Source organism: Rhodococcus sp. 14-2470-1a, from assembly GCF_002259425.1.
Lineage (GTDB): Bacteria > Actinomycetota > Actinomycetes > Mycobacteriales > Mycobacteriaceae > Rhodococcoides > Rhodococcoides fascians_E.
In genome coordinates this window covers 1-16470 of sequence record NZ_NPFZ01000038.1, presented here as the reverse complement: position 1 = coordinate 16470, position 16470 = coordinate 1, and the positions used below count along the sequence as shown (strand labels likewise).

Genomic DNA, 16470 nt, shown 5'->3' with positions numbered 1-16470 from the left:
GCCCACTGCCGGTGCCGAACGAGGCCGGGGTAGGACCTGTGTGCGACAACCGGGTCCGCTCCGGCCTCACCCGTATCGGCGAATCGGGTACAGCGCTGGCACCTGGACAACCCATGAACGAACCGCGTCGAAGACCTACCTCGGGATCCCTTGATCCGTACGGGATCCGGTACCGTCCCGAGGGGTGAAACGCCGTTCCGGCGAAATGGGGTCCGAGTCGATATCGGGCGAGTGTGCCTTCCGATCTCCGGACACGGTCCGCGATAACCTCCCTCGCCGCAGGTATCAATGTCAGGATGGGGTGATGAGTACGTCACCGGCCGCGCACGACGACACCTCGTCGAGCACCGCGCAGCTGCACCCAGCCGTTGTGATCTATCAGAACCCCGACTTCGTGTCGGGGCTACTCCAAGCCATTCTCGGGGCGGGGCTGCTGGAGTCGGCCGAGACCGAGGATCAAGGTCGCGCATCGCAGACAACGACCGCGGGGAACACCACCGGCGCGAAGGTCGTTGCCTCGGTGAACTTTCCGGGTTTCGGCGGCATCGATGCACACGGTGATCTCCAGCGAGTACGTGACAATGTGCACGCCGACGAAACGAACCGTGCACAACGACTGACGTACGTCTTCTCGCAGGCGTACTACCTGAACTATCTGCGGTACCTACTCGCGACGAACCACACTGTGACCCCCGTACGGACCCTCGCCGATGCGCGCGCGATCCAGGCCGGTGACATCATCGAGTACTCGAGCACCTTTCGTGCGAACGAAATCAATGCAGTATTGGACATCGCTACCCCGGAGCTGGTATCCACCGTCACCAAATACGTGATGCTGCGCAACAATCGGCTTGAACTACGCGAGATCGACGATGTCACCGAGATCACCAAACATCGCCAGCTCGGGATCCATCATGCAGAGGACGCTGCCGAGCTGGCATCGGCAATCGCTTCGGCGCTCCGGCAAGACTTTCGTTCGGACCACACACGCGAGTTCTACGGTCACATCGCCACTGAACCGTTGTCCGCCAACGACGTCGAGGACACTGATGATGACGATGGTGAAGGTGACCGGAGACTGACCGCGGTGACCATCTGCGAAACCGCGCACTTCCGTACCGCCGACCCGGACCGACTTCTCGACGGTCGTTTCACCGTGTTGGGCAAAGTCATCTCACCTCTGGCCGACGATGTTGCAGTCCTCGACCGCAACAAGCTGCTCGACAGGATCGATCCTGCCCTGCTGTCGGGGGTGTTCGACAAGTTGACGGAGCTCTCGGAAGAATCGCCGGCGCAGCAGATCGTGGGCGGTGGGGTGACCGGAATCGGTGTCGATCTCGAATTTTCGGCGCTGATCCCTGGCAGCTCGTTCGCTGTTCTGCCGATCGCCATCTTCGCTTGATGCAGGCCTTGCGCCGTACCGCGGTGCTACTGCAGCACTTTTCGGCGTGCTCGAGAGTCGGGCTCGTCCCCAGTTTCGCTGGCGCGCAACTTGTCCTGCACCTGGCGGACCAACGCCAAGGTGTGCTCGCGGCTGATCTCTTCGAGACTGCCGTCGGCTGCACCGGAGGCAATGGCGTCGATGATCTTCTCGTGCGCCGATAGGGTTTCTCGGCCAGCCGACATGCCAAGCATCTGGATGATGATGCCGCGATCACGGGCGAATACCAGCCTGCTGACCGTATCCGCCCATTGGCTGAGGCTACGGAGTTCGTCGACCAGGCGCTGATTGGGGCAACGTGAGCGGATTAGGCCGTGGAAGGCGCGATTGAGCCCGCTCCAGGACTCGAAGTCGTAGCGTTCGAGCTCGTCCTTCATTTCGGCGTTGAGGCGGCGTAGCTCTGCGATGTCGTCTGCGGTCATCGTCGGGACGGCCGCGCGGGTCGCGTATGCCTCGAGGACGGCACGCATCTCCATCAGGTTGAACCAGTCCTGCTTGTTCAACCGAGCGATGCAGGGGCCCGAGTTGGTGCTGTACTCGACGAGTCCTTCGGCTTCGAGGCGGCGCAGTGCCTCTCGGATCGGGGCGGGGCTGACCCCTACTTCCTTGGCCAGGGTCTCGATGACCAGCCGCTGGCCGGCAGAGTATTCGGAGTTGATGATCCGGTTCCGCAGGATGTCGAAGGCGAAGTCGACTTTGGACTGTGGGGCTCCGTTGTCCGATGCCATCGACGCTCCCTCTGCAGATCGATCTCCGGTGTGCACATCGGTCGTGCGCAAATCCTATATGGGTAACTATAGGGCCCTACTGCGGGTGAGCTGGTGGCCGGCCCTAGCCGGCACCAGCGACACGACGTGCGCGACTACGACGACGCGTTCACCATGCGGGTGAGTGCCTCGATGGTCTCGGTGACCTGATCTGGCGATCCGACGGTGATACGCACGCCCGAGGGGTCGCCCATCGCGTTGGCCGGTCGCACGATGATCCCTTCGGCTTCGAGTGCCTTCGCGAAGGCCTTGCCGTCGCCGGGACGCAGGTAGAGAAAGTTGGCGTGCGGCTCGAGGGGCTCGAATCCCAGGCGGTCCAATGCCTCGACGAGTCGACGGCGGCCATCGGCATTGAGCTCGATCCGACGAGCCAATTCCTCGGTGTCGGGCAGGCTCGCGCGGGCCGCAGCGAGCGCGACACTGGTGACCTCGTAGTTGCTCTGGACCTTTTGCACCGCACCGATCAGGGCCTCGGAACCGACCAGGTAGGCAACGCGCAGTCCAGCCAGACCGTAGGCCTTGGAGAAGGTACGCAAGGTGACCACGTTCGGTCGAGCGAACGCAGCGTCGGCGATGGTGTCGGGGTACCCGGCCGATCGTGCGTACTCGAAGTACGCCTCGTCGACCACAACGGTGGTCGAGGCCGGCACAGCGTCGATGAAGTCGAGCAGTTCCTGCCGGCCGACGATACCGCCGGTGGGGTTGTTCGGGTTGCAGACGTAGACGATGCGAGTGCGCTCGTCGATCAACTCCAACATCGCCGCCAGGTCGTAGCTGCCGTCCGCGCGCACTGGGGTGGTGCGTGTCGTGGCGCCTTGTTTGCGTGCATCGAGTGCGTAGGCGTGGAACGTCGGGGTGCAGGTGACGATGTTCGAGCCCTCGTCGAGCAGAGCCACCGACAGGTGGTGAATGAGGCCGATGCCGCCGGCCCCGACGGCCACCCTGGCCACGTCGACGCCCAAGAATTCGGCGAGTTCGCGGCGCAGCGACCGGAAGCCCGATTCCGGGTAGAGGTTTGCGTTCTCGATCTGCTTCGCGGCGGCCGCAGTAGCGGCGGGGAAGGGCCCGTAGGGGCCTTCGTTGGCGGCAAGGCCCAGCAGAGTGCGTGCAGCGGCTCCTTCTCCGGCGGCGTCGCGGACGCTTCGGCCGGCGGAGTACGGCGGAAGGTCATCGATCGCGGTCCGGATGTAGGGCCCTGAGGTGGTCGATTCGATAGATACCGATGACATCTTCACAAACCTTTCATTGTCCTATAGCATTTCCTATACGATCCTAGACGTAAGCAGGGAGAACTACAATGCTCCAAGCGACACAGCTGACAAGTATTTTCGCCGGCGGCACCTGGATACCGGCCAGCGGCGATCGATTGCTTGAAATCTTCGACCCCTCCGATGGATCCATCCGCGGTGAGGTTCGATCCGCCAGCGCCGCAGACGTCGATACCGCGTGTACCGCAGCTGCGCAGGCATTCGATGCGTGGAGTCTGACTGCGCCGCACGAACGCGCCCAGATCGTGGCGCGTATCGCCGAGGGTCTAACTGCCCGATCCGACGAGCTCGCCGACGCCATCACCGCCGAGGTCGGCACCCCCCGACACAAGTGCGCCGCGATGCAAATCGCTCCGGCCACAACCGCATTCGCCTCGGCCGCTCGCCTCGCAGAGGCGGTACTGCTGGAGGGGCGACTCGATGACACTGTGGTGCAGCAGGTCCCGGTGGGTGTGGTCGCCTGCATCACCCCGTGGAACTACCCGCTGTTTCAGATCGCCACCAAGCTCGCACCGGCGCTCGTCGCCGGCTGCACCGTCGTGCTCAAGCCCAGCGAAGTCGCTCCGACCTGCGTGGCCATCCTCGCCGACCTCTGCGTCCAGGCGGGCCTACCAGCCGGGGTGTTCAATGTGGTCTTCGGCGACGGACCGACCACCGGCGAGGTCTTGATCTCTCACCCTGCCGTGGATTTCGTCTCGTTCACCGGGTCCACCCGCGCCGGGGCGCGGATCGCTACGGTTGCAGGAGCCTGCATCAAACAGGTCTCGCTCGAACTTGGCGGCAAATCGGCGAGCCTGGTCCTGCCCGACGCCGACTTCACTGTCGCTGTGCCGCAGACGCTGGCCAAGAGCTTCCAGAATTCCGGGCAGACCTGCGCCGCACTGACGCGGCTGCTGGTCCCGAACTCTCGACTCGACGAGACTGCCGCGCTCCTCGAACGCCACGTGCCGTCCTATCTCGTCGGGGACCCTGGGGACGAGAGAAGCGTTCTCGGACCGGTCGCGACCGCCGAGCAACGAGCCAAGGTTGGCGAGTTGACCATCGGAGCCCGCGCGGCAGGCGCGCAGCTGCTCGCGTCTGGCGCGGTCACGGGCGACGAGTACGGCTATTACGTCCCCGCCGAGGCGTATCTCACCGGACCGGACGATCTGCTCTCGCAGGAAGAAGTATTCGGACCGGTCCTCGCCGTGATCGGCTACGCCGATATCGACGACGCCGTCGCGATCGCAAACAATTCTCCGTACGGCCTGAGCGGAGCGGTGTGGGCCGGCGATCCGCATCACGCCGGATCTGTCGCCGCTCGAATTCGCACCGGCAGCATCGGTGTCAACGGAGCCAAGACGCACCCCGATGCTCCGTTCGGCGGTTTCCGCCAGTCCGGATTCGGCCGCGAGCGCGGCGCTCACGGCATCAGCGAATTCCTGACCACACGGGCAATCCACTACTGACACAACGCCTGCAGCCATCCACACCTCGTCCATCTCTTTCTGCCCACAGGCTTCACCACGACACCCACCGGAAGACACGTCATGACCCAGGACATGCTCACCGCCCCGACCCCCAGCCGCTCATCGTCGCGCCGACACAGCCCGTTGCAGGACGCTCAGATGCAGCTCGAGTCGGCGATCCACACCCTCGGCTACAACAGCGGTTTGCACGCCATACTGTCGCGACCACGTCGCGAGATGACGGTCAGTATCCCGCTGCGACGCGACGACGAGAGTATCGAGGTGCTCACCGGATACCGGGTACAGCACAACTTCTCCCGCGGACCGGCCAAAGGAGGGCTGCGGTACAGCCCCGGGGTCGACATCGACGAGGTACGTGCTCTCGCGATGTGGATGACCTGGAAATGCGCTCTGCTCGACGTTCCGTACGGCGGCGCCAAAGGTGGGATCACCATCGATCCTCGCCTGTATTCACGCGGAGAACTCGAACGCGTCACCCGCCGCTACACCTCCGAGATCCTCCCCATCATCGGACCCGAACGCGATATCCCTGCACCGGACATCGGTACCGACGAGCAGACCATGGCGTGGATGATGGACACCTTCTCTGTCAGCGCCGGCTTTACCGTTCCCGGCGTGGTCACCGGAAAACCGCATTCTGTGGGCGGCAGCCTCGGGCGGGCGTCCGCCACTTCGCGCGGGGTCGTCCAGATTGCCCTCGCTGCAGTCGAACACCTCGGCCTCGGCCGAGTGGGCGTCTCCCGACTGACCGCAGCCGTCCAAGGCTTCGGAAAAGTCGGAGCCGGAGCGGCCGCGATGCTCGCCGACGCCGGCGTCACGGTCGTCGCGGTGTCGGATCAGTACGGCGCAGTGCACCGCGCCAGTGGGCTCGACATCCCCGCTCTGCTTACTCACATGTCCGAGACAGGATCGGTAGTGGGATTCAGCGGCGGCGACGAGCTCGAGGGGACGGCACTGCTCGAACTCGACGTCGATGTTCTCATCCCGGCAGCGGTGGAATGCGTCATCAACTCGGGCAATGCCGACCGCGTCCGCGCACGGGTCGTCGTCGAGGGCGCCAACGGGCCCACCACAGCCGCGGCGGACAGGATTCTCGCCGACAAGGGCGTGGTGGTGGTTCCCGACATTCTCGCCAACGCAGGCGGGGTCGTCGTTTCCTACTTCGAGTGGGTGCAGGGAAACCAGGCCTACTGGTGGACGGAAAAGGAAGTCAACGAACGACTCTCGACTCGCATGATCGCGGCCTGGGAACAGGTGGCGCAGTCTGCAGCAGAGCACAAGGTGAGCCTGCGTGAGGCCGCCACGTGCTCCGCGGTCAAACGAGTGGCCCAAGCGCACCTCACCCGCGGGCTCTACCCGTAAAGGCGACGGCCCGAGGGTGATCGGTCCACGTCGGGTCCGTTCCAGTGTCGACTGGGTCGGACCCGAGGCGCGCCGCACCTGATGTACGCGGTGCGGCCACTCGCCAGGGACGACAACGTAACGCAGACAGCAGAACCCGGTATCGCACTTGCCGCGCGATACCGGGTTCTGGTCGTGTCAGGCGAACGGCGACGGGGTCAGTGTGTATTTCGTTTGCAAGTACTCGTGAATGCCTTCGGCACCGCCCTCGCGGCCCAGACCGGACATCTTCCAGCCACCGAAAGGAGCTGCGGCGTTGGAGACGACACCGACGTTGAGTCCCATCATCCCGGTCTCGAGCCGCTCGATCATGCGCTGGCCTCGGGTGAAGCTTTCGGTGAACACGTAGGACACCAGCCCGTACTCGGTGTCGTTGGCTAGAGCGATCGCCTCGTCCTCGGTGTCGAATGGCGCGATGGCCAGGACGGGCCCGAAGATCTCCTCCCGTAGGATGTCGCTACCGGCAGCGACGTCCGACAGGACGGTCGGTGCGAAAAACGTCCCGCTGCGGTCGAGGCGCTCACCTCCGGTGACGAGCGTGGCACCGCGGCCGACGGCATCGGCGACGAGGGTGCGGGCTTTGCCGACGGCCTTGTCGTCGATGAGCGGACCGATCGTCACCCCTGCCTCGGCTCCGCGGCCGATGGTGAACGCGGCGACCTTCTCGGTGACCCGGCGGGTGAATTCGTCTGCGATCGAGCGGTGGACGATGAACCGGTTCGCTGCCGTACAGGCTTGTCCGATGTTGCGGAACTTGGCCGCGATCGCACCGTCGACCGCCTTGTTCAGGTCCGCGTCGTCGAAGACGACGAACGGGGCGTTTCCGCCGAGTTCCATCGATGTCCGCAGCACGTTCTTCGCCGCTTGTGCCATCAATCGTTGTCCCACCGGAGTGGAGCCGGTGAAGGACAGTTTGCGCAGGCGAGGATCGGCGATGATCGGTTCGGAGAGCTCGGCTGTCGCGGTGGTGGTCACCACATTGACCACGCCGGCAGGCAGACCTGCCTCGTCGAGCACTGCGGCCAGGAGCAGGGTCGTCAGCGGTGTCAGGGTGGCCGGCTTGATCACCACGGTGCACCCTGCCGCGAGGGCAGGGGCGATCTTGCGAGTTGCCATGGCCAACGGGAAGTTCCACGGGGTGATCAAGAAGCACGGCCCGACCGGATGCTGGGAGACGATGGTGCGGCCGGTACCTTCCGGGTTCGCACCGTAACGGCCCTGCACACGGGGAGCCTCTTCGCTGAACCACCGAAGGAATTCGCCTCCGTAGGCGACCTCACCGCGAGCCTCGGCCAGGGGCTTACCCATTTCGATGCTCATCAGCAACGCGAAGTCCTCCTTGCGTTCCTGCACGAGGTCGAATGCTCGCCGCAGGATCTCACCGCGTCCTCGCGCGGGAGTGGCGGCCCACGACGGTGCCGCGAACACCGCGGCGTCGAGTGCGGCCATTCCGTCTTCGGGTGTGGCGTCGGCGATGGTCGCGACGACGTCGCCGGTGGCCGGATCATCCACTGTCAGAGTGGCATTGGAGCTGGCAGCTCGCCATTGCCCGGCGATGAACAAGCCGTCGGGGACGGAGGCGAGCAGGGTCTTCTCAGCGTCGGTCATGGAAGTTCCTTCTCCGGGTACGCCCCGGGATTCGGCGGTGGGGTGTCGTCGAGGTAAGGCCGACGTCCGGCTTTGGCGGATGTCGAGCGATCCGAAAGAGTCTGCGTGACAGCGATATCGAACAGCAGGACAGCGTCGATGCATCGGGAGGATCACCGTCGAGCCGGTCGATGTCATGAGGGTATTGCGATCTGCATCACTGATCCTATACGATTTACTATACGATACAAGGGTGCTCCTGATCTGGAGTTCCCCGACGTCACATGAGGAGGACGACATGAATGTCCCAAGTGCGCAATCGTCCACCAGGCCAGGCAAAATCATCGCGGTTCACCTGAGTTACGCCTCCCGGGCCGATCAACGCGGTCGCCGACCTGCGCACCCGTCCTACTTCCTCAAGCCATCGAGCTCGGTGGCAGCAACCGGCGGCGTGGTCGAGCGCCCCTCAGGGACCGAACTGCTCGCCTTCGAGGGCGAGATCGCGTTGGTGATCGGCCAGCCCGCACGGCGGGTGAGCGTCGACCACGCGTGGGATCACGTCGCGTCGGTCACCGCCGCAAACGATCTCGGCCTCTACGACCTACGAGCCAACGACAAAGGCTCCAACGTCCGCTCCAAGGGCGGTGACGGATTCACTCCCCTGGGGCCGCAGCTGATCGACGCCCGCACCGTCGCCCCCTCGGCTCTGCGTGTACGGGCGTGGGTGAACGGCGAACTCGCGCAGAACGATACGACAGCCGGCCTGATCTTCACCCTGCCTCAGCTGGTCGCAGACCTCTCGCAGCACTTCACACTCGAAACCGGAGACGTCATCCTCACCGGTACCCCGGCCGGATCCTCGGTGATCGTTCCGGGCGATGTCGTCGAAGTCGAGGTCGATGCACCGGACTCTCCGGGAACCCCGACCTCGGGCAGACTGGTGACCACCGTCGTACAAGGCGATCACGACTTCGACGCCCGCGTAGGTTCACTGCCCGCTGTCGACGACACACAGCGAGCCGAAGCCTGGGGATCGCGCGAGGCAGCCGGCCTGCCGCACCAGGACAGCGGCGTTCTGACCGACGAACTTCGCGCCAAGCTGCACAGCGTGCCGGTGGCAGGACTGTCCGGCCAACTCCGCAAGCGCGGGTTGAACAACGTCACCATCGACCGTGTACAGCCGCTGCATCCGGGAACCAAGATCGTCGGCACGGCGAAGACCCTGCGTTTCGTTCCCAACCGCGAGGATCTGTTCGACTCGCACGGCGGCGGATACAACGCACAGAAGCGCACCTTCGATGCCGTGGGAGAGGGCGAGATCATCGTCATCGAAGCCCGCGGCGAAACCGGATCGGGCACTCTCGGCGACATCCTCGCACTACGTGCTCAAGCGAAAGGCGCGGCCGGGATCGTCACCGACGGTGGAGTCCGTGACCGAGACGCCGTCGCAGACATCGGGATCCCGGTGTTCACCGTCGGCGCGCATCCAGCGGTCCTCGGCCGCAAACATGTGCCCTGGGACTCCGACATCACGATCGCCTGCGGCGGCACCACGGTGCAACCCGGTGATGTCATCGTCGGAGACAGCGACGGCGTCATCGTCATCCCCCCGGCCATGGTCGTCGAGGTCGTCGACGCTGCGACCGCGCAAGAGACCCAGGACGGATGGGTCGCCGAGCAGGTCAAAGCCGGACACCCCGTAGACGGACTGTTCCCCCCGAACGCGGCCTGGAAAGCGGAGTACCAGACCTGGCTTGCGACACAATGAGTATCACCACCGACTACGCCCCTGCGACGGTGAGCAAACCGAAGAAGGCCTACCACTTCATCCGGGACCGGATATCGAACCAGGAATACACCGCCGGATATCGGCTCGTCCTGGCCTCCATCGCCAAAGAACTCGACATGAGCGTCGTCCCCGTGCGTGAGGCAATCCGCCAGCTCGAAGCCGAAGGCCTGGTCACCTTCGAGCGCAACGTCGGGGCGCACGTGTCCATGGCAGACGACACCCAGTACCGGGACTCCATGGCCACCCTGGCCGTCCTCGAAGGTGCCGCCACCGCCATGGCCGCGCGCCGACTGTCCGAGACCGACATCCGCCGCGCCCGGGCAGTCAACGAACAGATGATCGAGTCCCTCGATCACTTCGATCCGCGTCAGTTCACCGCACTCAATCAACAGTTCCACGCCGTCCTGTTCACCAAATGCGTCAATCCGCGCATGGTCTCCCTCGTGGACTCCGAGTGGGCCCGGCTGGCGCACCTGCGCGCATCGACGTTCTCCTTCGTTCCTGGTCGCGCACGCGAATCGGTCCGCGAGCACGAAAACATCGTGCGGCTCATCGAAACCGGTGCACCGCTCGACGACATCGACCGAGCTGCGCGCCGACACCGTTCGGCAACGCTGGACGCCTACCTCGTTCACGAACACCCGCACGACACACCCGGCCTACCGGCCTTCTGACACCCCTATCGACGAGCTGGAGAGAAGAAGAACATGACGAACACCATCGACGACACCTCCATCCGCCACACCCCGGCGGACCTGCCCAGCAAGATCCAGCACTACATCGGCGGCAAATTCGTCGATTCGATCGACGGCGACACCTTCGACGTTCTCGACCCCGTGTCCAACGAGGTCTACCTGCAGGCCGCCGCCGGCAAGATATCCGACATCGACCGCGCTGTCGAGGCCGCCCAAAAGGCATTCAAGGACGGCCCGTGGCCGCGGATGCTGCCGCGGGAACGCTCCCGGATCCTGCACCGCATCGCCGACATCGTCGAGTCACGCGACGCGCGTCTGGCCGAACTGGAATCGTTCGACTCCGGCCTGCCCATCACCCAGGCTCTCGGTCAGGCTCGCCGCGCGGCCGAGAACTTCCGTTTCTTCGCAGACCTCATCGTGGCTCAGGCAGACGACACCTACAAGGTCCCCGGACGGCAGATCAACTACGTCAACCGCACCCCCATCGGGGTCGCCGGCCTGATCACCCCATGGAACACCCCGTTCATGCTCGAATCGTGGAAGCTGGGCCCCGCGCTGGCCACCGGCAACACCGTCGTGCTCAAGCCGGCCGAGTTCACTCCCCTGTCGGCATCGTTGTGGGCGGGCATCTTCGAAGAAGCCGGCCTTCCCGAGGGTGTGTTCAACCTCGTCAACGGCCTCGGCGAAGACGCAGGCGACGCTCTCGTCAAGCATCCCGACGTTCCGTTGATCTCGTTCACCGGCGAATCCAGCACCGGCCAGCTCATTTTCGGCAACGCCGCCCCTTACCTCAAGGGCCTGTCGATGGAACTCGGGGGCAAGAGCCCGGTCATCGTGTTCGCCGACGCCGACCTCGAGGCGGCAGTGGACGCCACCATTTTCGGTGTGTTCTCCCTCAACGGCGAACGCTGCACCGCGGGCAGCCGCATCCTCGTCGAACGGTCCATCTACGACGAGTTCGTCGAACGTTATGCAGCACAGGCCAAGCGGGTGAAGGTGGGCTACCCGCACGATCCCGCGACCGAGGTCGGTGCGCTGGTACACCCGGAGCACTACGACAAGGTGATGAGCTACATCGAGATCGGCAAGACCGAAGCGCGCCTCGTTGCCGGCGGCGGCCGGGCCGAGGGCTTCGACCAGGGCAACTTCGTGACCCCCACCGTATTCGCTGACGTTTCACCGGACGCCCGCATCTTCCAGGAAGAGATCTTCGGACCGGTCGTTGCGATCACACCGTTCGACACCGACGACGAAGCGCTCGAACTGGCGAACGGTGTCAAATACGGTCTTGCAGCGTATGTCTGGACCAACGACCTCAAGCGCTCGCACAACTTCGCCCAGGCCATCGATGCCGGCATGGTGTGGCTCAACTCCAACAACGTCCGCGACCTACGCACCCCGTTCGGTGGCGTCAAGGCTTCTGGGCTCGGGCACGAGGGTGGCTACCGCTCCATCGACTTCTACACCCAGCAGCAAGCCGTGCACATCACGCTCGGCGAGGTACACAACCCGACCTTCGGCAAAGCCGACTCGGCCAAGCACTGACGCAGACAAGCACTGACTCCCTTCACCTTTCGACAAGGACCATGACATGACCATCACCCCCGATGCGCCCGAGCCCGTCGTGACGCGCACCAGCCCGATTCGCTCGGCCAACCCGGTTCCCACCCCGCGGGCCACTCCCCCGGATGTATTGCGCTGCGCCTACATGGAATTGGTCGTCACCGACCTCGAGCGTTCACGCAAGTTCTACGTCGACGTGCTCGACCTCGTCGTGACCGAGGAAGACGAGAACGCCGTCTACCTTCGCTCGTTCGAGGAGTTCATCCATCACAACCTGGTCCTGCGCAAGGGCCCTGTCGCCGGTGTAGCAGCGTTCTCCTATCGGGTACGCAGCCCGGAGGATCTCGACAAAGCCGTCGCGTTCTACACCGAACTCGGCTGCCGCGTGGAGCGAAACCCCAACGGACACAACAGGGGCATCGGTGATTCGGTGCGCGTCGAGGATCCCCTCGGCTTCCCGTACGAGTTCTTCTACGACGTCGAGCACGTCGAGCGGCTCGCGTGGCACTACCACCTGTACACCCCGGGCGCGCTCGTGCGTCTGGACCACTTCAACCAGGTGACCCCCGACGTCCCCCGCGCCGTGGCGTACATGGAGGACCTCGGATTCCGCGTCACCGAGGACATCCAGGACGAGGCCGGCACGACGTACGCGGCCTGGATGCGCCGTAAGTCCACCGTGCACGACACCGCCATGACCGGGGGCGATGGACCACGGATGCACCACGTTGCCTTCGCGACGCACGAAAAGCACAACATCATCGCCATCTGCGACAAACTCGGCTCCCTGCGGATGTCCGACCACATCGAGCGCGGCCCGGGACGCCACGGCGTCTCCAATGCCTTCTACCTCTACCTCCGCGACCCGGACGGCCACCGCATCGAGATCTACACCCAGGACTACTACACCGGCGATCCCGACAACCCGGTCGTCACCTGGGACGTCCACGACAACCAGCGCCGCGACTGGTGGGGCACCCCGGTTGTCCCCAGCTGGTACACCGACGCCTCGATCGTCCTGGATCTCGACGGCAACCCCAAGCCCGTGATCGAACGCACCGACGATTCCGAAATGGCCGTCACCATCGGTGCGGACGGCTTCTCGTACACCCGCAAAGAGGACACCGACGAGATGCCGGACTGGAAGAAGGGCGAGTTCAAGCTCGGCGCACAGCTGTAGTAACGACGCATTCCCCTACGGCACAGGAGAATTCATGCTCCCCCCGAATACCATCACGGACATCGCCGACCAACTCGAAGAAGCAGAACGGACGCGGACGATGATTCCGCGGCTCACTGCTCGCTATCCCAACATGAACTTCGAGGATTCGTACGCGGTCCAGAACGAGTGGCGTCGACGCAAGGTCGAGTCCGGTCGACGCCTGGTCGGCCGAAAGATCGGCTTGACGAGCAAGGTGATGCAGGTCGCAACCGGCATCACCGAGCCCGACTACGGTGCGATCTTCGACGACCAGGTCTTCGAAAACGGATCGGTCATCGAGCACGGACGCTTCTCCAATGTGCGAATCGAGGTCGAGCTCGCGTTCGTACTCGGTAGCCCACTGACCGGTCCCCGCGCAACGATCTTCGACGTTCTCAAGGCAACCGAGTACGTCGTGCCGGCCCTGGAAATTCTCAGTTCGCGAATCGAGATGGAAGGCCGCACCATCGTCGACACCATCAGCGACAACGCCGCACTGGGTGCGATGGTCTACGGCGGCAACCCGACCGACCCGGCCACTGTCGACATGCGGTGGATCTCAGCGCTGCTCTACCGCAACGAGACGATCGAAGAGTCCGGGGTTGCTGCCGCGGTGTTGAACCACCCGGCGACAGGTGTGGCGTGGTTGGCCAACAAGCTCTCTCAGCACGACGATCGCCTCGAAGCCGGCGAGATCGTGTTGGCCGGCTCGTTCACCCGCCCGATGTGGGTGCACAAGGGAGACAGTGTGCTTGCTGATTACGGACCGATGGGGACGATCTCATGCCGCTTCGACTGAACACGACCTTCCGTGACGCCTTGACTGCGGCGGACCGGCCGCTGTACGGCGGGTGGATCACCACCGGATCCCCGGTGGCCGCCGAGATCATGGCAGGCTCGGGTCTGGACTGGGTGCTCATAGACATGGAGCATGCGCCCAACGGTCTCGAATCGGTTCTCGCACAGATCTATGCGGTATCGGCATACCCGGTGACGCCGGTGGTGCGCGTACCCGTCGCCGACGTGGTGATCATCAAGCAGGTGCTGGACCTGGGTGCTCAGAACATCCTGGTCCCGATGATCTCGACCGCCGAGCAGGCACGCGAGGTGGCCGCCGCAGCGCAGTACCCACCAGTGGGCCGGCGCGGTGTCGGCAGTGCGCTGGCGCGGTCGGCGCGCTGGAATCGGGTCGAGGGTTATCTGGCGAGCGCAGCCGACCACGTGTCGGTGTTCGTCCAGATCGAGACCGCCGAAGGCGTTGCCAACGCGGCAGCGATCGCAGAAACGCCGGGGATCGACGGTGTCTTCCTCGGACCCAGTGACCTGTCGGCCTCGATGGGTCTACTCGGCCAACAGAACCATCCCGACGTCGTGGTCGCCGTGAACGACGCTTTCACGGCTATCGCATCCACCGGAAAGCCATATGGAGTCAACGCATTCGTCGCCGAACAAGCCGAGTCCTACGTTCATGCGGGGGCTACGTTCGTACTCGTCGGTGCCGACGCGGCCATCCTGGCCCGAGGTTCCGAAGCACTGGCCGAACGCTTCATCGACAGCAGCCAGGACGTTCCCGACAGCTATTGACCAGCCGCGACCGCACGGCGGAGCCCGGCCTGTCATTCGGCATGGTCGTGCGCTGCGACGCGGACACAGGACCATCACGTTCGGGCCGTCAGCTCCGCACCCCTGTGGACAACACGTTTTCCGAGTTGGCTGATCGTTCTGGACGACCCGACACGAAGGCATACAACGATGTCTGTACCGACCACTCCCGAACTCACACCTGCGTTAGCCAAGCGGGTCCACCGACACCACGTTGTCATCATCGGCTCGGGATTCGGTGGTCTATTCGCCGCGAGACAGCTACGCAAGGCCAACGTCGACGTCACGCTGATCGCCAAGACCACTCACCACTTGTTCCAGCCGCTGCTGTATCAGGTGGCCACCGGAATCCTCTCCGACGGCGAGATCGCACCCGCTACTCGCATGATCCTCAAGGATCAACACAACGCATCGGTGATCCTCGGAGACGTCACCTCGGTCGACCTCGAGAGCCGAATCGTCGCCTCTCAGTTCCTCGAGCGCATCACCGAGACCGGTTACGACAGCCTTATCGTCGCTGCCGGTGCCAGTCAGTCGTACTTCGGCAACGACCACTTCGCCGAACACGCACCCGGAATGAAGACCATCGACGACGCCCTCGAACTCCGCGGCCGCATCCTCGGCGCATTCGACCAAGCCGAACTCGCCACTGACCCGGCCGAGATCGAGAAGCTGCTCACTTTCGTCGTTGTCGGAGCAGGACCGACCGGAGTCGAGATGGCAGGGCAGATCGCCGAACTCGCGCACAAGACTCTCGACGGCACCTACCGCCACATCGATAGTCGCAGCGCTCGCATCATCCTGCTCGATGCCGCCCCGAAAGTGTTGCCGCCGTTCTCGGATTCCCTCGGCCAGGCCGCTGCAAAGCGCCTGAGAAAGATGGGCGTCGACATCCAACTCGGCGCGATGGTTACCGATCTCGACGCCGACGGCCTGTCCGTCAAGGATGGGGACGGCACCATCCGACGCATCTCCGCTCGCACCAAAGTGTGGTCCGCAGGAGTTGCAGCCAGCCCCCTCGGCAAGCAACTCGCCGATCAGTCAGGAGCCGAAGTCGACCGTGCCGGGCGCGTACTGGTGAACAAAGACCTGACGCTCCCGGGCCACCCCGAGGTATTCGTCGTCGGCGACATGATGAGCCTCGACAAGCTCCCCGGCGTCGCACAGGTCGCTATACAGGGCGGACGCTACGCCGCTCGCGCCATCTCCGCAGGCGTCGAAGCCGTACGCGAAGGCCGAGGCGCACCCGCGCGCAAAGACTTCAAGTACTTCGACAAGGGTTCCATGGCGACGGTCTCGCGGTTCAGCGCCGTCGCGGAGGTCGGGCCCATCAAGATCACCGGCTTCATTGCATGGATGATGTGGCTGCTGGTGCATCTGGTGTACATCGTCGGCTTTCGTAGCCGTTTGACGACAGTCATCTCGTGGCTTACTGCGTTCTTCTCCCGCAGCCGCGGCCAGCTTGCGATGACCGAGCAACAGGTGGACGCGCGAGCCGCGATGGTCTACTTGTTACCGCACCGTCAAGACAACTTGACGCAACGCCGCCGATAAGCCGGTTTTATGTCAACCCAGTCCGTCAAGATCTCTGGCCCTTGTGACTGATCTGTGGGTGTATCGGCGGCCAGGTAGTGATGCGAAGTCGCCAAAAGACGTATCCTCAAGCTGACGGCATCAATCGACTCTT

13 protein-coding genes are annotated in these 16470 nt (G+C 64.2%); 10 read left to right on the top strand and 3 right to left on the bottom strand.

What is annotated here, in order from left to right:
* The first annotated feature begins 304 nt into the window (after positions 1–304).
* Positions 305–1402, top strand: a complete 1098-nt coding sequence (locus tag CH292_RS25225) for a hypothetical protein (RefSeq protein WP_094655978.1) — start codon at positions 305–307, stop codon at positions 1400–1402.
* A 26-nt stretch (positions 1403–1428) separates the two neighbouring features.
* Here the strand turns inward: CH292_RS25225 and CH292_RS25220 are convergent, their stop codons facing one another.
* The gene (locus CH292_RS25220) at positions 1429–2169 is read right to left on the bottom strand and encodes a GntR family transcriptional regulator (RefSeq protein WP_094655977.1); all 741 of its coding nucleotides are present in this window, start codon (positions 2167–2169) and stop codon (positions 1429–1431) included.
* A gap of 134 nt (positions 2170–2303) precedes the next feature.
* Positions 2304–3437 (bottom strand): histidinol-phosphate transaminase, encoded by a 1134-nt coding sequence (gene hisC, locus CH292_RS25215; protein WP_143545790.1) that lies wholly within the window; start codon positions 3435–3437, stop codon positions 2304–2306.
* Between the two features lie 68 nt (positions 3438–3505).
* On the opposite strand from hisC, the gene CH292_RS25210 reads away from it, so the two are divergent.
* Together CH292_RS25210 and CH292_RS25205 are read left to right on the top strand one after the other, a co-directional pair.
* Positions 3506–4924 (top strand): aldehyde dehydrogenase family protein, encoded by a 1419-nt coding sequence (locus CH292_RS25210; protein WP_094655975.1) that lies wholly within the window; start codon positions 3506–3508, stop codon positions 4922–4924.
* An 81-nt stretch (positions 4925–5005) separates the two neighbouring features.
* Positions 5006–6307 carry a Glu/Leu/Phe/Val dehydrogenase gene (locus CH292_RS25205; RefSeq protein WP_094655974.1) on the top strand — a complete coding sequence of 434 codons (1302 nt, stop codon included), beginning with the start codon at positions 5006–5008 and terminating at the stop codon, positions 6305–6307.
* A gap of 177 nt (positions 6308–6484) precedes the next feature.
* On the opposite strand, the gene CH292_RS25200 is transcribed toward CH292_RS25205, so the two are convergent.
* Positions 6485–7954 carry an NAD-dependent succinate-semialdehyde dehydrogenase gene (locus tag CH292_RS25200; protein WP_094655973.1) on the bottom strand — a complete coding sequence of 490 codons (1470 nt, stop codon included), beginning with the start codon at positions 7952–7954 and terminating at the stop codon, positions 6485–6487.
* Positions 7955–8231: 277 nt separating this feature from the next.
* Here CH292_RS25200 and CH292_RS25195 point away from each other — a divergent pair, with 277 nt between their 5' ends.
* The 7 genes from CH292_RS25195 to CH292_RS25165 all read left to right on the top strand — a co-directional run bounded on the left by CH292_RS25195 (position 8232) and on the right by CH292_RS25165 (position 16337).
* The gene (locus tag CH292_RS25195) at positions 8232–9701 is read left to right on the top strand and encodes a fumarylacetoacetate hydrolase family protein (protein ID WP_094656006.1); all 1470 of its coding nucleotides are present in this window, start codon (positions 8232–8234) and stop codon (positions 9699–9701) included.
* Complete coding sequence (locus CH292_RS25190; protein WP_094655972.1) at positions 9698–10396, top strand: GntR family transcriptional regulator; 699 nt, start codon at positions 9698–9700, stop codon at positions 10394–10396. The genes CH292_RS25195 and CH292_RS25190 overlap by 4 nt, the downstream gene beginning before the upstream one ends.
* A gap of 33 nt (positions 10397–10429) precedes the next feature.
* The gene (gene hpaE, locus CH292_RS25185; RefSeq protein ID WP_094655971.1) at positions 10430–11962 is read left to right on the top strand and encodes a 5-carboxymethyl-2-hydroxymuconate semialdehyde dehydrogenase; all 1533 of its coding nucleotides are present in this window, start codon (positions 10430–10432) and stop codon (positions 11960–11962) included.
* A 46-nt stretch (positions 11963–12008) separates the two neighbouring features.
* Positions 12009–13160 (top strand): 3,4-dihydroxyphenylacetate 2,3-dioxygenase, encoded by a 1152-nt coding sequence (hpaD, locus tag CH292_RS25180; RefSeq protein ID WP_094655970.1) that lies wholly within the window; start codon positions 12009–12011, stop codon positions 13158–13160.
* A 34-nt stretch (positions 13161–13194) separates the two neighbouring features.
* Positions 13195–13980 carry a 2-oxo-hept-4-ene-1,7-dioate hydratase gene (gene hpaH, locus CH292_RS25175; protein ID WP_094655969.1) on the top strand — a complete coding sequence of 262 codons (786 nt, stop codon included), beginning with the start codon at positions 13195–13197 and terminating at the stop codon, positions 13978–13980.
* Entirely contained in the window at positions 13965–14765 is an 801-nt protein-coding gene (locus CH292_RS25170) for an HpcH/HpaI aldolase/citrate lyase family protein (RefSeq protein ID WP_094655968.1), read from the top strand. Before hpaH ends, CH292_RS25170 begins: the two co-directional genes overlap by 16 nt.
* Positions 14766–14933: 168 nt before the next feature.
* The gene (locus CH292_RS25165) at positions 14934–16337 is read left to right on the top strand and encodes an NAD(P)/FAD-dependent oxidoreductase (RefSeq protein ID WP_094655967.1); all 1404 of its coding nucleotides are present in this window, start codon (positions 14934–14936) and stop codon (positions 16335–16337) included.
* Positions 16338–16470 lie beyond the last annotated feature (133 nt).

Excerpts from the sequence above, each read along its gene's own strand:
- CH292_RS25225 (WP_094655978.1), top strand. The coding sequence starts at position 305 with ATGAGTACGTCACCGGCCGCGCACGACGACACCTCGTCGAGCACCGCG.
- CH292_RS25220 (WP_094655977.1), bottom strand. The coding sequence starts at position 2,169 with ATGGCATCGGACAACGGAGCCCCACAGTCCAAAGTCGACTTCGCCTTC.
- hisC (WP_143545790.1), bottom strand. The coding sequence starts at position 3,437 with ATGTCATCGGTATCTATCGAATCGACCACCTCAGGGCCCTACATCCGG.
- CH292_RS25210 (WP_094655975.1), top strand. The coding sequence starts at position 3,506 with ATGCTCCAAGCGACACAGCTGACAAGTATTTTCGCCGGCGGCACCTGG.
- CH292_RS25205 (WP_094655974.1), top strand. The coding sequence starts at position 5,006 with ATGACCCAGGACATGCTCACCGCCCCGACCCCCAGCCGCTCATCGTCG.
- CH292_RS25200 (WP_094655973.1), bottom strand. The coding sequence starts at position 7,954 with ATGACCGACGCTGAGAAGACCCTGCTCGCCTCCGTCCCCGACGGCTTG.
- CH292_RS25195 (WP_094656006.1), top strand. The coding sequence starts at position 8,232 with ATGAATGTCCCAAGTGCGCAATCGTCCACCAGGCCAGGCAAAATCATC.
- CH292_RS25190 (WP_094655972.1), top strand. The coding sequence starts at position 9,698 with ATGAGTATCACCACCGACTACGCCCCTGCGACGGTGAGCAAACCGAAG.
- hpaE (WP_094655971.1), top strand. The coding sequence starts at position 10,430 with ATGACGAACACCATCGACGACACCTCCATCCGCCACACCCCGGCGGAC.
- hpaD (WP_094655970.1), top strand. The coding sequence starts at position 12,009 with ATGACCATCACCCCCGATGCGCCCGAGCCCGTCGTGACGCGCACCAGC.
- hpaH (WP_094655969.1), top strand. The coding sequence starts at position 13,195 with ATGCTCCCCCCGAATACCATCACGGACATCGCCGACCAACTCGAAGAA.
- CH292_RS25170 (WP_094655968.1), top strand. The coding sequence starts at position 13,965 with ATGCCGCTTCGACTGAACACGACCTTCCGTGACGCCTTGACTGCGGCG.
- CH292_RS25165 (WP_094655967.1), top strand. The coding sequence starts at position 14,934 with ATGTCTGTACCGACCACTCCCGAACTCACACCTGCGTTAGCCAAGCGG.